Raw genomic sequence first — 13,066 nt, 5'->3', positions numbered from 1 at the left:
GATCCTCGAGGCGGTGTCCTCGCTGAAGCGGTTCGCCGACGGCGTGCTGGGAGCCGACAAGTACCAGCGCTATCTGGAGCACCACCGCGCCCATGGGTGCGAGGGGGAGAAGCCCATGTCCGAGCGCGAGTTCTGGCGCAGCTGGCAGGACTGGCAGGAGCGCCACCCGGAGGGCCGCTGCTGCTGAAGCGGGGCAGCCGATCCAGCGGCCCTGCGGAGTGAGCCCCTTCAGCGAGCGGCCGTTCGATGTGGGGTCGACGGGGCTCCGGCGGCACCGCCTCTCGGATGGTGACGACGTGTCATCATGGGTGTCTATGGGATTCCTCAGCGAGCATCGGGCTCAGCGCCGCGATGAGAAGGAGATGGGTCTGGGCGTATGGCGTCGCGCCCATGGCCGGTTCCGGCGCGGGCTCGATCGCTTCCATCAGGTCCTCGAGCAGATCCAGGACACCGATCTGCAGGCCGCTGTAGTTCCCGCCGCCAATGAGCTGGCTGACCTGCTTCCGCGAGTGCGCGCGCTGTGCGTGGCCGCGCAGGCCATGGCGCCCACGAACGACCAGGACATCCCCGGCTCCGACGGCGGGTGGCTCAACGATCTGCATCGCGAGCTCTCCCGGGCAGGCAACGACATGGCCCAGGCGGCCGAGACTCTCGCGCTGGCCCGATTCCGCGCCCCTGGTCTGGACCCCGAGGTCGCCCGTGACCAGCGTCTGGAGGCCGTGCGGCGGCGTGCGGAGGCCGTCGGCGGCCACGTCGTGCGCGGCGAGGCGCTGCTGCGGGAGCACCGGGCGAGCTGAGCGGTCTCGGCGCCGCAGCCCGCGCGGCACGCCTCAGATGAGCCGCTGCTCCCTGGCCCGATGCACGGCGGCGGTCCGATTGTCCACGCCGAGCTTGTCGTAGACGTGCAGCAGGTGCGTCTTGACGGTGGCCTCGGAGATCACCAGCTGCGCTGCCAGCTCCCGGTTGCTGGCTCCCGTGGCCAGTCCCTGCAGGATCTCGATCTCCCGCGCGCTGAGCGTCTGCGACGGCCGGGCCGCCCGCTGCACGAGCTGCTGCGTCACCGACGGCGCCAGCACGGAGCGACCCTGCGCGGTCTGGCGCACGGCCTCTCGCAGCTGCTCGGCGGGGGAGTCCTTGAGCAGATAGCCGGTGGCTCCGGCCTCCAGCGCGGAGACGATGTCCGCCTGCGTCTCGTAGGTGGTCAGGACCAGGACGGGAGGCCCGCCGCGGTCGCGGAGCCTGCGGATGGCCGTGGGCCCATCCATGGTCGGCATCTGCAGGTCCATGATCACGACGTCCACGTGGTGGTCGTCGAGTGCGGCCAGGGCTTGGGCCCCGTCGCCTGCCTCCGCGAGGACCGCGAGCGTGCCGTCGGCCTCGAGCAGAGCCTTCAGCCCGGCGCGCACGACGGGGTGGTCGTCCACGAGCAGCAGGCCCAGAGGGGTCTCGGTCGTCGGGGCGGGGTGGGTCATGTCCGGTCTCGATCCTTCGCGGGCTGCTGCGGTGTGCTCGGCCGGGTGACGGGCGCGGGCAGCTGCAGAGCCGCTGCCGTGCCGGCTCCCGGGCGCGACTCGATGGACAGCTGCCCGCCGAGCTCGCGGGCTCGCCGGCGCAGGTGGGGCAGACCGTAGCCGCCGTTGGACCCGGGCCGCGAAGGCGCTGCGGTGTCGAACCCCACACCGTCGTCCACGACGTCCAGGCTCACCGTCTCCGGCCAGTAGGCCAGGGTGAGCGCCACGCGGGAGGCGCGGGCGTGGGCTTCGGCATTGCTCAAGCAGGTCTGAGCCGCGCGCAGCAGCATGGTTTCGGTCTCCTGGGCCAGATCCCGAGGCTCGCCCTCCACGCGCATCGAGGCGCGCAGGCCCGTACCGGCGGACTCGGCGCGTTCCTGCAGGCTCTCGACCAGCTCGCGCAGAGCGGATTCGAGCCCGGCGGCCAGCCGCGGCGAGGCTAGGCCCTGGACGAAGCGACGGGCTTCCGCGAGATCGGCCGAAGCCGTCGACTCCAGGACTCGCAGCTGCTCGGCGGCGGCGTCCGTGCGATCCTGCGCCAGGGAGTCCTGGGCGGCGCGGGAGAACAGCACGATCGAGGCGAGGCCCTGGGCCAGGGTGTCGTGGATCTCGCGGGAGAGCCGTTCGCGCTCGGCGAGCACTCCCGCGCGGTGCTCGCGGTGGGCGAGCTCCTCCCGGGCGGCCTGCAGCGCGACGACGGTGCGGCGGTGGCGCTGGGCATCTCGCCACAGGGCTCGGTAGGCCCAAGCCGTGATCACAGCGAAGACCGCTCCGATGACGGGGCCGATGATCTGCCCGGCGCCGAAGCCGCCCGGAGCGGCGTGCAGAGCCTGGGTGGCGATCACCACCGCGGTGAGTCCTGCGACGGCGATCAGGCTCGGCACCGTCGGCAGCACGGCCTGGACGACGAAGAACAGCGGGAAGACCACCCAGGAGAAGTCCGGTGCGCGCAGAGCAAGCAGGCACCACAGCACGAGCACCGCCGCCAGCCACACGCCCGCGCTGGCCGGGCGCGCACGGGGACGGACGCCAAGGAAGGCCCGATGCTCCGCGACGGTGCCGCTCAGATAGGCGAGGCCCAGCAGCACGGACAGGGCCAGCGGCCACAGGGCGCCGGGCCAGGAGGCGCCGATCAGGAACCGGCCCACTGCCAGCCCCAGCAGCCCGGCGAAGCTCACGTGCAGGATCACTCGCATGGCCCGCAGCACGGCGGGAGTCGCTGCGGCCTCGTCGGAGTCCGGGCCGAGGGCCCGGTCGGCGGTGGAGGTGGTCATCGCTCCAGCCTACGGATCCTGCCGGACGAGTCATCAGCCGATCGGCTGATCCCGGGCTGCGCCGTTCGGTGCGCCCAGGACCGCACCGGCGGTCGATGCCGCAGTGCCCGGTCGAGACGGACAGTGGAGCCCTCGCACAACGCCGGGAAGGCACCCGGCCCCTCGAACCATCCGCCAGGAGTGACCAGCATGTTCCTCTCCCTGCGCGATCTGCGCTTCGCGCGCGGTCGCTTCGCCCTCATCGGCTCCGTGGTCGCCATGATCACGCTGCTCGTGGTCATGCTCACCGGCCTGACGGACGGGCTGGGCCGCCAGTCCACCTCCGCCCTCGAGGCGCTGGATGCTCCGCGCATCGTCCTGGACGCCGGCGACGACCGCGAGGACCCCACCTACAGCGACTCCCGCATCGACGCCCAGCAGGCGGGGTCCTGGGCCGGCGCCGACGGCGTGGAGGCTGTCGAGCGCTTCGACGTCGGGCGCGCCCAGCTCGAGCACGACGGCGCCTCGGCCTCGGCCGCCGTGCTCGCCCTGCAGCCGGGCACCGAGCTGGCCCCGGACCTCGAGATCCTCGAAGGACGGGCCCGTCCGGGGGCCGGGCAGACCGTCCTGTCTCAGGAGACGGCCCAGTCGCTGGGCGTCGGTGTCGGCGACGAGCTGGACGCGGGTGCGCTGAAGCTGACGGTCATCGGCATCGCGGCCGATGAGTGGTACTCGCACTCTCCGGTGGTGTGGACCTCGACCGAGGACTCCGCGCAGCTGCTGCGCATGGGCGACGGCCAGAGCAGCGCGCTGGCCATCTTCCCCGCCGACGGCCTGAACGGCAGCGAGCTCGAGGATCGGATGACCGATCAGGACGAGGCCGCAGGCACCTGGAGCGCCAGCACGCGCGACTCCTTCGCGGCACTGCCCGCCTACAGCTCGGAGCACGGCTCCCTGCTGATGATGCAGGCCTTCCTCTACGGCATCGGCGCGCTCGTGGTGATCGCGTTCCTGACCGTGTGGAGCATCCAGCGCACCCGTGAGGTCGCGATCCTGCGCGCCCTGGGGGCCTCTCGCGGCTGGGTGCTGCGCGATGCGCTGGCCCAGTCGGCGGCCGTCCTGCTGGGCGGAACCGCGCTCGGACTGGTGCTCGGCGGCCTCGGCGGCGCCCTGGTGACAGGAGCGGTGCCGTTCAGCCTCACGCCGACCACCACCCTGGTGCCCGCCCTGGGGATCCTGCTGCTCGGCTTGGCCGCCGCGCTGCTGGCCGTGCGCCGGGTCGCTCGCGTGGACCCGCAGATCGCGCTGTCCGCGGCTTGAGCCCCTGCCCGCTTTCCACCCTCTGCTTCCGAAGGAGCCCGACATGACTGTGCTGTCCACCGCCCCCGCCCCCTGGCAGTCCGCCGAGGCTGCTGAGCGCGTCGATTCCTCAGCCGCGCTGCGGCTGCGCGACGTCCGTCTCAGCTGGCCCGACGGCCAGGACGACGACGGGCGCCCCCGAGTGGTCCATGCCCTCGACGGCGTTTCCATGGAGGCACCCGCCGGGGTCCTCACCGCGGTCACGGGGCCGTCGGGATCGGGCAAGTCCTCCCTGCTGTCCGTCGTGGCCGGTCTGGTCGGAGCGAGCTCGGGGCAGGTGCTGATCGACGGCCGCGACGTCGTGCAGATGACCCCAGAACAGCGCGCCGAGATGCGCCGGACCCGGGTGGGCGTCGTGTTCCAGCAGCCCAATCTGCTGGCCTCGCTGACCGCTCGGGAGCAGCTGCTGCTCACCGCGCACATCGGCGGACAGGATCGGCGCCGGCGCCGGGAGGCGGCCAGGCGCGCCGACGAGCTGCTCGAGCTGCTCGGGCTGGAGGCCGCCGCCGGTCGCAGGCCCCACCAGCTCTCGGGCGGTCAGCAGCAGCGGGTCAACATCGGCCGGGCGCTGATGTCGAGCCCGTCGGTGATGCTCGTCGACGAGCCCACGGCCGCGCTGGATCACGAGCGCTCGATCTCCGTCATGCAGATGCTGCGAGACGCGACGCGGCGCTTCGGCACCGCCACGGTGCTGGTGACGCACGAGGCCGAGCTGCTGGAGGACGACGACCGCCGGCTGACCTTGGTCGACGGGCGGCTCACGGCGGGGTGAAGCGGGGCTGGGTCGCTCAGGAGCGCTCGGCCGATATCTGCTGGGCGCCGAGCATCGTGCCCTGAAGGGCGGGCATCTCGAGCAGTGCCCCGTTCGCGAAAGCTTGCAGGCGGCGGTTGGCTGTGACCACCCAGCTGGCGCCGAGGCTCCCCTCCTGGGGGATCTCTCGCACGCTCATGGTGTGGAGCTCGGCATCCTGGAACGGAGCGAAGGCTCGGCTCAGCAGCTTCTGGATCCTCGGCTGCGACAGCATCATCCAGGAATTCCGGTGTATATGCCTCAGGACCCTGACGCCGTTGACGAATTCCACGAAGTGCCCGTGGTTGCATCGCCGCTCGTTCACGCTGAGCTGGCCTGCGGGCGTGGAGCAGATGGTGTCGACCGCCAGCAGCATCTCCACGAGGATGCGAGTGGCCGACAGGAGCCTGAGCTGCAGGTCAGGGTCCGGCTGGCTTGCGGTCCGAGCTTCCTGGGTGCGCTTTCTGGCCTTCCAGCGACCCCTTGCGGGCGAGGTGGTGGCCGGCTCCGGAAGCGCAGGGCCTTCTTCCGGGATCTCGAAGCTCAGGAGATAGGACCCCGGTCCGTCCGTGCGCAGCGCGCAGCGCACCAGGGGGCGCTGCGCGGATGGCGCGGTTCCCATGCTCTCGCACATCACCGTGTTGCAGATCTCTGCGCAGGCATCGAACGCGTCGCGCGTGCGCTCATCGAAGACGAGCCGCGGCTTCAGCCAGATGGAATCGAACTCGACCCAGACGGAGTCATAGGCCTTGTGTGTGGATGTCGTGGCAGAGGGAGAGCTGAGAATCATTGCCGTCCTAGGGCTCAGCTGTCGACGCGGCGGGCTTCCGGGGGGAGAAGCTCCGTCCGTCTGACAGAGCGAGACGCGCGATGGGCAGGGCGCGCCAGGGTTCAACTTAGGCCTGAAGTGCGACGATGCCCAGGATTCGATTGCCGGTGTTACATGTCTTTGCAGGTGGGTGCCCACCAGATATCGCAGCTCTGTCCCTCGTCTCTGCGATCGACGGGGTGATCAGGGGGGCTGCCTCGGAGATCGGATCTGCCGCGAGCTCCGGGCTGGCTCGTGTCATGAGAGAACCCCCAGGCCGTCCCGTTCTCACGGGATCGGATCTGGGGGTTCTGCTGGAGCCGCCTGCCGGAATCGAACCGGCGACCTATTCATTACGAGTGAATCGCTCTACCGACTGAGCTAAGGCGGCGCGACCGGACCGCGACGGGCCACAGCGCGGATGACACCCTAGCACCGTCGAGCGGGCCGGTCACATCCGTGCGGACGTCGAAGCCGGGTCGAGATGCATGAGTGTTCGTCGTGTGTTCACCCTCACGTCGGTGCGAATCCGCGACCGCGCTCGGACCGGTGGAGAGCATGGTCGCTGCAGCCCCTCGTGCTGAGCGAGGCCCCTCCTGCTCCGAGACCGCTGCTGCACGGCGCGCTGAGCAGGCATCGATCGCTGAAGGACCGCAGATGACCCTCCGCCCAGACATCGTCCGCAATCTCCGCCTGGCGTTCATCGACATGTCGGGGACGTCCTTCGAGGACAACGGGATCATGGAGCGCGCCTTCACCCGCACGCTCGAGAAGCTGGGCATCGCCGCGGACTCGCCGCGCTTCACGGGCATGCTCGGCTTCGTGCGCGACACCCTGGGCCAGTCCAAGGTCCGCGTCTTCCAGCACCTCTTCGAGGATGAGCCTGCCGTCGCCGCCGAGGCCAGCCGCGAGTTCGAGCGCCAGTTCGACGAGCTGCTGCGCACCGACGCCGTCACTGCCGTCCCGGGCGCCGAGGACGTCATCCTGGGGCTGCGGGAGTCCGGGCTGAAGGTCGTGCTGGCCACCGGCTACAACCGCCACAGCCAGAACCAGATCCTGGAGCACCTGGACTGGATGGGTCTGGCCGATCTGAGCCTGTGCCCATCCGACGCCGGCCGCGGCCGCCCCTACCCGGACATGATCCTCACGGCGCTGCTGGCCCTGGACCTCGCCGACGTCCGCGAGGTCATGGTCGTGGGCGACACCGCCGCGGACATGCTCTCCGGGCGCCGGGCGGGATCCCGCGCCAACGTGGGCGTGCTGACCGGAGCCCACCGCGAGGACTCCCTGCGCACCTCGGGTGCCGACGCGGTCGTGGACTCCATCCGCGACATCCCCGGCCTGCTCGAGCTGCCGCTGCGCTCGCACGCCTCCTGAGCACGGCCTCCGCTCAGTTGCCGGCGTCCCGGCAGACCGTGCCCTCCTCCGGGAGGATGCCCTCGAGGAGATAGGCGTCGACCGCCTCGACGATGCACCCGTTGCCCGAGGAGTAGGAGACGTGGCCCATGCCTTCCCGGGTGAGCAGGGTGGCCCGTCCCAGCTGCTCGGTCAGGGCCTCGGACCAGGCATACGGGGTCGCCGGGTCCTCGGTCCCGCCCACGACCAGGATCTCGGAGTCGCCCGAGTACTCCGCCGGCTCGTCCGGATCCTCCTCGACCGGTCCGTACGGCCAGCCCTGGCAGGCCGCCTCCGCGTAGCCGAGGTACGGGCCGAAGGTCGGCGCCCGCTCGGAGAGCTCCTGCTGCTGGGCCGCCATGTCCTGGTCAGTGACCGAGTCGTCGGTCGAGTCCAGGCAGTTGACCGCGCTGAAGGCGACGGTCGAGTTCCCGTGGTACGTCCCGTCCTCCTGGCGCCCGTGGTTGAGGTCGGAGAGCTCCTGGAGGGCGTCGTAGTCGCCGTCCGAGGCGTCCCGCAGCGCCTGGTTGAGCCTGGGGTAGGTGGCGGTGCTGTACAGCGGCGTGATGATGCCCTCGGCCACCTGGACGGGGGTCACGCGTCGGCCGTCGGGCCCGGTGATCTCCTCGTCCGCGGAGCGGGCCAGGATCTGCTGGACCTCCTCCATGCCGTCGTCCGCGGAGCCGTTCGTGAAGCAGTCGGCGGAGTTCTGCGTGCAGTCCTCCATGAAGTCCCGCAGCGCGCTCTCGAATCCCACTGCCTGGCCCATGGCCACCTCGGAGTTCGAGGCCTGCGGATCGACGGCACCATCGAGGACGAACCGCCCCACGCGATCCGGGAACTGCCGGGCGTACTCGGCGCCGATGCGCGTGCCGTAGGAGAAGCCCAGGTAGTCGGTCCGGTCCTGGCCCAGGGCCGCGCGCATGACGTCCAGGTCCTTGGCCACGGAGGCCGTGTCCATGTGCTCCAGCACAGGTCCCGAGTGCTCTGCACAGCCCTCGCCGAGCTCCCTGTACTCCTGGCGCAGATCCTCTGTCGTGATGTCCTGGCCCACGAGCGAGGGCTGGGAGCGCCATGCGTCGAGAGCGGCGTCGTCGTCGAAGCACTGGATCTCGTCCGAGCGGGAGACGCCGCGAGGGTCGAAGGAGACGATGTCGTAGCCCTCGCGCAGATCGTCGCCGAACAGCGGACCGGACTGGGAGATCAGGTCCACCCCGGAGCCGCCCGGTCCGCCGGGGTTCACGACCAGCGCACCCTCCGGGGCATCCCCGGTCGAGGGAAGCCGCGCCATGGCCACCGTGGTGGTCTCGCCCTCGGGATCGGAGTAGTCCACCGGGACGGTGAGCTGCGCGCACTGCTGGTCGTCGCCGCCGAAGAACCCGGAGATCCCGCCAGAGTCCTCGCACGATCCCCAGTCGAGCTCCTGGGCGTAGAACTCGTCCATGCCCTGCGCAGCGCCCTCGGGTGCCGACTGGCCCCCGGCGGGGGAGTCGTCATCGGTGCAGGCGCTCAGCGCCAGGGCGCACACGGCCAGGGCGGCGGCCAGCCGCATCCGGCGGCGGGGGCGGTGGCTCATCCGGGGGCATCCCATCTGTGGTGCGGGTTCGTGGTCCGGCCCGGCGCGCACGGGACGCGCCGACGGGCGGGCCTCAGAGGAGGGAGACGGCCATGGCCTCGAAGGCCAGTCCGGCGGCGGCGCTGGTGCGGATCCTGGTGCGCGTGCGGGCGATCGTGTCGATGCGCTCGAGGGACTCCTCGGGCGTGGAGTTCAGCGCGTGATCGCGCAGCGAGTCCGCGATGTGCTGGTTGACCAGCTCCGACCCGGTCTGCAGCTGCAGCGTGAGGGCATCGCGGTAGAACGTGGTCAGATCGATCAGGAAGCGGTCCAGGGTGTCCGTGCGCACGCGCTTGGAGCGCCGCTTCTGGTCCTCCTCGAGGCGCCGCAGGGCGCTGCGCACGTTCGGCGGCATCTTCCCGGACTCCGCCGCGCCCATGGAGGTCAGCAGATGCGCGCGCTCCTCCTCGTCCCGGGCCTCCGCCTCGGCGGTCGCCTCCTCCTCGGCCAGGCGGGTCAGCCGCCCGGCCTCGCGCACAGCATCCGAGACGCCGCCCAGGCGCAGGGGCATCTCCACGACCCGACGACGGCGCTCGCGGGCGTCGTCGTACAGGGCCAGCCGGCGCGCCACACCCACGTGCGACTGCGCCAGGCGAGCGCACTCCAGAGCGCGAGCCGACGGCACGCCGTCGCGGCGCTCGAGCAGCTCGGCCACGGCCTCCGCGGGCGGCACTCTCAGGGTGACCGGGCGGCAGCGCGAGCGGATGGTGACCAGGACGTCGCTGGGGCTCGGGGCGCACAGCAGCCAGATGGTCCCCGGCGGCGGCTCCTCGATGGCCTTGAGCATGACGTTGGAGGTCCGCTCGGCCATGCGGTCGGCGTCCTCGATCACCATGACCCGCCAGCGCCCCACCGACGGGCGATCCTGGGCGCGGACCACGAGCTCGCGGGCCTCGTCGATGCGGATCTCGCTGTGCTCGGTGCGGAAGTGCGTGAGATCGGCGTGCGAGCCGGCGCGGACGGTGCGGCAGGCGGAGCACTTGCCGCAGCCGCGCTGGGCGGGATCCGGCTGCTCGCACAGCAGCGCAGCGGCCAGTGCCAGCGCGGCGTGGGAGCGCCCCGAACCGGGAGGCCCGGTCACGAGCCAGGCGTGCGAGGGCTGCTCCTCGCGGGCCGCTCGCGCGAGCTGATCCACGACGGCGCCCTGCCCCACGAGGTCGTCCCACACGCTCACGACTGATCGCCTCCGGGGGCCGGCTGGGACAGCAGGTCGAGCACGCGCTCGCGGATCTGAGCCGCCAGCTCCTCGACGGGAGCGTTCGCCTGCAGCACGAGGTAGCGCTGCGGAGCCTCATGGGCCAGGTCCAGGAAGGCCTGGCGGACTTCCTGGTGGAAGGGGGCGGGCTCCTTCTCCATGCGATCGGCGGCGCGCTCGGCCCGGCGAGTGCGCCCGACGTGCTCCGGGACATCGAGCAGCACGGTCAGATCCGGCAGCAGATCCTCGACCGCCCACAGGTTCAGCTCCCGCACGGTCTGCGTGCCGAGCTCGCGGGCGGCTCCCTGATAGGCCACCGAGGAGTCGAGATAGCGATCCGTGAGCACCGTGGTGCCCTCCTGCAGGGCGGGCAGCAGGGTGCGCTGGACGTGCGCGCTGCGCGAGGCGGCGAACAGCAGCGCCTCTGTGCGCGGATCCACCGGCGCGTGCTCGGGATCCAGGACCAAGGAGCGGATCTGCTCGCCCATGGCCGATCCGCCGGGCTCGCGGGTGAGCAGCACCGGAACGCCGCGCTCCGTCAGGGACTCGGCCAGCAGACGCAGCTGCGTGGACTTGCCGGCGCCGTCGCCGCCCTCGAACGCGATGAAGGCGGCAGGGGTGCTCGCGGGGCTGGTCTGGAACGTCACACGCACACTGTAGGGGCCGCCGCAGACATCGGCGCCGCCCCCATGAAGCGTGTGGGCGCGGCCGTCATAGGGTGAGGCCATGACTTCTCCGGATTCCGCCGCGCCCCGCCCGAACGCCGAACAGCAGCCCTCGGGGGAGACCCTCCACGGGCGGCTGCGTCCGACCACGATCGCGGTCGCCGGCGGTCGCCCGGCCCCGGAGCGCGATGCTCCCGTCGGCCCGTCGATCGTGCTGAGCTCGACCTACCGCGGCGCGGGGGAGCCCGTGCCGGGCGAGCGCATGTACGGCCGCGCCAGCAACCCGACCTGGGACGACTTCGAATCCGTGCTGGGTCAGCTCGAGGGCTCGCCGCTGCCGTCGCTGGCCTTCGCCTCCGGCGTGGCCTCCGTCTCTGCAGTGCTCTCGCTCGTGCCGCTGGGAGGCCGGATCGTCGTGCCGGTGCACGTCTACATGGGCACCATGACGCTCGTGCGCGAGGCCGAGCAGGAGGGTCGGATCCGGGTCGATGCTGTGGAAGTGACCGACACCGACGCCGTGCTGGCCGCCGCCGAGGGCGCAGATCTGGTGCTGCTGGAGTCGCCCACCAATCCCATGCTCGAGGTCGCCGACCTCCCCGCGATCCTGGCGGGCACGCGGCGCCTCGGGGTGCTCAGCTGCGTGGACAGCACCTTCACCACGCCCCTTCTGCAGCGCCCGCTGGCCTGGGGAGCTGACATCGTCGTGCACTCGGCCACCAAGTACCTGGCCGGTCACTCGGACGTGGTCCTGGGCGCGGCCACCGTCGAGGACCCCGAACTGCGTCAGCGCCTGCACGCCCAGCGCTCCCGCCACGGCGCCATCCCGGGCCCGTTCGAGACCTGGCTGGCCCTGCGGGGGATGCGCACGCTGTCCCTGCGCGTCGAGCGCGCCGGAGCCAACGCCGCCGAGATCGCCCGTCGCCTGCGCGGCGCCCCCGGCGTGCGCGCCGTGCGCTACCCGGGTCTGGCCGGTGACCCCGGCCACGAGCGCGCTGCCCAGCAGCTGCGCGGCGGCTTCGGGGCGATCGTGGGCCTGGAGGTCGACGGCGACGCCGCGGCGGCCGATCGTGTCGTCGAGGCCATGCGCGTGTGGGTGCCGGCGACCTCGCTGGGCGGTGTGGAGTCGCTCGTCGAGCGCCGTCGCCGTCACCCCGAGGAGCCGCGCACGGTCCCGGAGTCGCTGGTGCGCCTGTCCGTGGGCATCGAGGACGTCGAGGACCTGTGGGAGGACCTCGAGCAGGCGCTGGACGCGGCAGCCTCGCCCTCCGCCCGGTAGGATCGCGGCCATGTCCCTCACCTCCCTCATCCTCCTGGCCGTCGGGGTGGTCGACGTCGCCGTCATGGTGCTGGTGACCGTCCTGGCTGCCATGGCCTTCTTCCACTGCCTGTCCGTGAAGCCCATCCAGTTCCAGCGCGCGTTCAAGCGCACCCGGACCTTCTGGATGCTCGTCACGGGGGCCTGCCTGGCCTTCAGCCTGCTGATGAGCGTTCCCGCGGTGATCGCCCTGCTGACCGGTGGGATCCCGCAGATGGGCCAGCTGATCTTCGTGCTGGTCGCGGCCACCGCCTCCGGCGTCTACCTGGCCGATGTGAAGCCCGCGGTCGACGTGGAGTCCTCCGGGCCCTCGGCCTGGTGACGCCCCGGGTCGCAGGCTCGCCCACCGGCCCATCAGGTGTGATACTTGCCGCATGGCTACTGAACCGACGTACAACCTGATCCTGCTCCGTCACGGGCAGTCCGACTGGAACGAGAAGAACCTCTTCACGGGCTGGGTGGACGTTCCCCTCACCGAGAAGGGCCGCGGCGAGGCGGCTCGCGGGGGCGAGCTGCTCAAGGAGCGCGGTCTGCTCCCGGACATCGTGCACACCTCCCTGCTGCGCCGCGCGATCATGACGGCCAACCTGGCCCTGGACTCCGCGGATCGCCACTGGATTCCGGTCAAGCGCTCCTGGCGCCTCAACGAGCGCCACTACGGCGCCCTGCAGGGCAAGGACAAGGCGGAGGTCCGCGAGAAGTACGGCGAGGAGCAGTTCATGACCTGGCGCCGCTCCTACGACGTCCCGCCGCCTGCCATTGAGGACGGGGACGAGTTCTCGCAGGTCGGCGATCCCCGCTACGAGGACGTCCAGAACCTCCCGCGCACCGAGTGCCTCAAGGACGTGCTCGAGCGCTTCCTCCCGTACTGGGAGAACCAGGTCAAGCCGGATCTCGAGGCCGGGCGCACCGTCCTGCTGGCCGCGCACGGCAATTCGCTGCGCGCGCTCGTCAAGCACCTCGACGGCATCTCCGATGACGAGATCACGGGCCTGAACATCCCCACCGGCATCCCGCTGGTCTATGGGCTCGACGCCAACTTCAAGCCGATCACCCCCGGGGGCGAGTACCTGGATCCGGAGGCTGCGGCCGAGTCCATCCAGGCGGTCGCGAACCAGGGCAAGAAGTGAGCTGAGACCTGCGCCGAGTGCACCGCGGCG

General features: G+C 71.5%; 14 protein-coding genes and 1 tRNA gene. 8 read left to right on the top strand and 7 right to left on the bottom strand.

Annotated features, from left to right (window positions below; translation table 11 throughout):
- The first annotated feature begins 1 nt into the window (after nucleotide 1).
- Together M3E84_RS11390 and M3E84_RS11385 are read left to right on the top strand one after the other, a co-directional pair.
- On the top strand, nucleotides 2-187 hold the full coding sequence (locus tag M3E84_RS11390; RefSeq protein ID WP_259896324.1) for a YbdD/YjiX family protein: 186 nt from the start codon (nucleotides 2-4) through the stop codon (nucleotides 185-187).
- Nucleotides 188-314: 127 nt separating this feature from the next.
- A complete protein-coding gene (locus M3E84_RS11385; RefSeq protein ID WP_259896323.1) occupies nucleotides 315-797 on the top strand; it encodes a hypothetical protein in 483 nt (160 codons plus the stop codon).
- 33 nt (nucleotides 798-830) lie between these two features.
- On the opposite strand, the gene M3E84_RS11380 is transcribed toward M3E84_RS11385, so the two are convergent.
- On the bottom strand, nucleotides 831-1,472 hold the full coding sequence (locus M3E84_RS11380; protein WP_058870715.1) for a response regulator transcription factor: 642 nt from the start codon (nucleotides 1,470-1,472) through the stop codon (nucleotides 831-833).
- Nucleotides 1,469-2,785, bottom strand: coding sequence for a sensor histidine kinase (locus M3E84_RS11375; RefSeq protein WP_259896322.1), 1,317 nt, complete (start codon nucleotides 2,783-2,785; stop codon nucleotides 1,469-1,471). The genes M3E84_RS11380 and M3E84_RS11375 overlap by 4 nt, the downstream gene beginning before the upstream one ends.
- Nucleotides 2,786-2,974: 189 nt before the next feature.
- Between M3E84_RS11375 and M3E84_RS11370 the strand changes: the two genes are divergently transcribed.
- Together M3E84_RS11370 and M3E84_RS11365 are read left to right on the top strand one after the other, a co-directional pair.
- Nucleotides 2,975-4,084 carry an FtsX-like permease family protein gene (locus M3E84_RS11370; protein ID WP_259896320.1) on the top strand — a complete coding sequence of 370 codons (1,110 nt, stop codon included), beginning with the start codon at nucleotides 2,975-2,977 and terminating at the stop codon, nucleotides 4,082-4,084.
- Between the two features lie 43 nt (nucleotides 4,085-4,127).
- Nucleotides 4,128-4,895: an ABC transporter ATP-binding protein gene (locus tag M3E84_RS11365; RefSeq protein ID WP_053446897.1), complete on the top strand. Its 768-nt coding sequence runs from the start codon at nucleotides 4,128-4,130 to the stop codon at nucleotides 4,893-4,895.
- Nucleotides 4,896-4,911: 16 nt separating this feature from the next.
- On the opposite strand, the gene M3E84_RS11360 is transcribed toward M3E84_RS11365, so the two are convergent.
- Both M3E84_RS11360 and M3E84_RS11355 read right to left on the bottom strand, forming a co-directional pair.
- Nucleotides 4,912-5,703 (bottom strand): hypothetical protein, encoded by a 792-nt coding sequence (locus M3E84_RS11360; protein ID WP_058870712.1) that lies wholly within the window; start codon nucleotides 5,701-5,703, stop codon nucleotides 4,912-4,914.
- Between the two features lie 333 nt (nucleotides 5,704-6,036).
- Nucleotides 6,037-6,112 (bottom strand) — tRNA-Thr (locus tag M3E84_RS11355).
- Nucleotides 6,113-6,378: 266 nt separating this feature from the next.
- Here M3E84_RS11355 and M3E84_RS11350 point away from each other — a divergent pair.
- Complete coding sequence (locus tag M3E84_RS11350) at nucleotides 6,379-7,098, top strand: HAD-IA family hydrolase (RefSeq protein WP_006214673.1); 720 nt, start codon at nucleotides 6,379-6,381, stop codon at nucleotides 7,096-7,098.
- Between the two features lie 13 nt (nucleotides 7,099-7,111).
- Here M3E84_RS11350 and M3E84_RS11345 read toward each other — a convergent pair whose 3' ends face one another.
- The 3 genes from M3E84_RS11345 to tmk all read right to left on the bottom strand — a co-directional run bounded on the left by M3E84_RS11345 (nucleotide 7,112) and on the right by tmk (nucleotide 10,654).
- Nucleotides 7,112-8,692: an alpha/beta hydrolase gene (locus M3E84_RS11345; protein WP_259896318.1), complete on the bottom strand. Its 1,581-nt coding sequence runs from the start codon at nucleotides 8,690-8,692 to the stop codon at nucleotides 7,112-7,114.
- 73 nt (nucleotides 8,693-8,765) lie between these two features.
- The gene (locus M3E84_RS11340) at nucleotides 8,766-9,905 is read right to left on the bottom strand and encodes a DNA polymerase III subunit delta' (protein WP_259896317.1); all 1,140 of its coding nucleotides are present in this window, start codon (nucleotides 9,903-9,905) and stop codon (nucleotides 8,766-8,768) included.
- Nucleotides 9,902-10,654, bottom strand: a complete 753-nt coding sequence (tmk, locus tag M3E84_RS11335; protein WP_259896316.1) for a dTMP kinase — start codon at nucleotides 10,652-10,654, stop codon at nucleotides 9,902-9,904. Before tmk ends, M3E84_RS11340 begins: the two co-directional genes overlap by 4 nt.
- Between tmk and M3E84_RS11330 the strand changes: the two genes are divergently transcribed.
- The 3 genes from M3E84_RS11330 to M3E84_RS11320 are packed head-to-tail and all read left to right on the top strand — an operon-like array spanning nucleotide 10,653 to nucleotide 13,036.
- Nucleotides 10,653-11,867: a PLP-dependent aspartate aminotransferase family protein gene (locus M3E84_RS11330; RefSeq protein WP_259896315.1), complete on the top strand. Its 1,215-nt coding sequence runs from the start codon at nucleotides 10,653-10,655 to the stop codon at nucleotides 11,865-11,867. The genes tmk and M3E84_RS11330 overlap by 2 nt on opposite strands.
- A 10-nt stretch (nucleotides 11,868-11,877) precedes the next feature.
- Nucleotides 11,878-12,228: a DUF2516 family protein gene (locus tag M3E84_RS11325; RefSeq protein WP_259896314.1), complete on the top strand. Its 351-nt coding sequence runs from the start codon at nucleotides 11,878-11,880 to the stop codon at nucleotides 12,226-12,228.
- 52 nt (nucleotides 12,229-12,280) lie between these two features.
- Nucleotides 12,281-13,036, top strand: a complete 756-nt coding sequence (locus M3E84_RS11320; RefSeq protein ID WP_259896313.1) for a phosphoglyceromutase — start codon at nucleotides 12,281-12,283, stop codon at nucleotides 13,034-13,036.
- Nucleotides 13,037-13,066 lie beyond the last annotated feature (30 nt).

It is taken from the genome of Kocuria sp. p3-SID1428 (genome assembly GCF_025149945.1).
Classification (GTDB): Bacteria; Actinomycetota; Actinomycetes; order Actinomycetales; family Micrococcaceae; genus Kocuria.
Note: the sequence above shows the minus strand (reverse complement) of the source record. Positions and strands in the feature narration are given on the sequence as shown.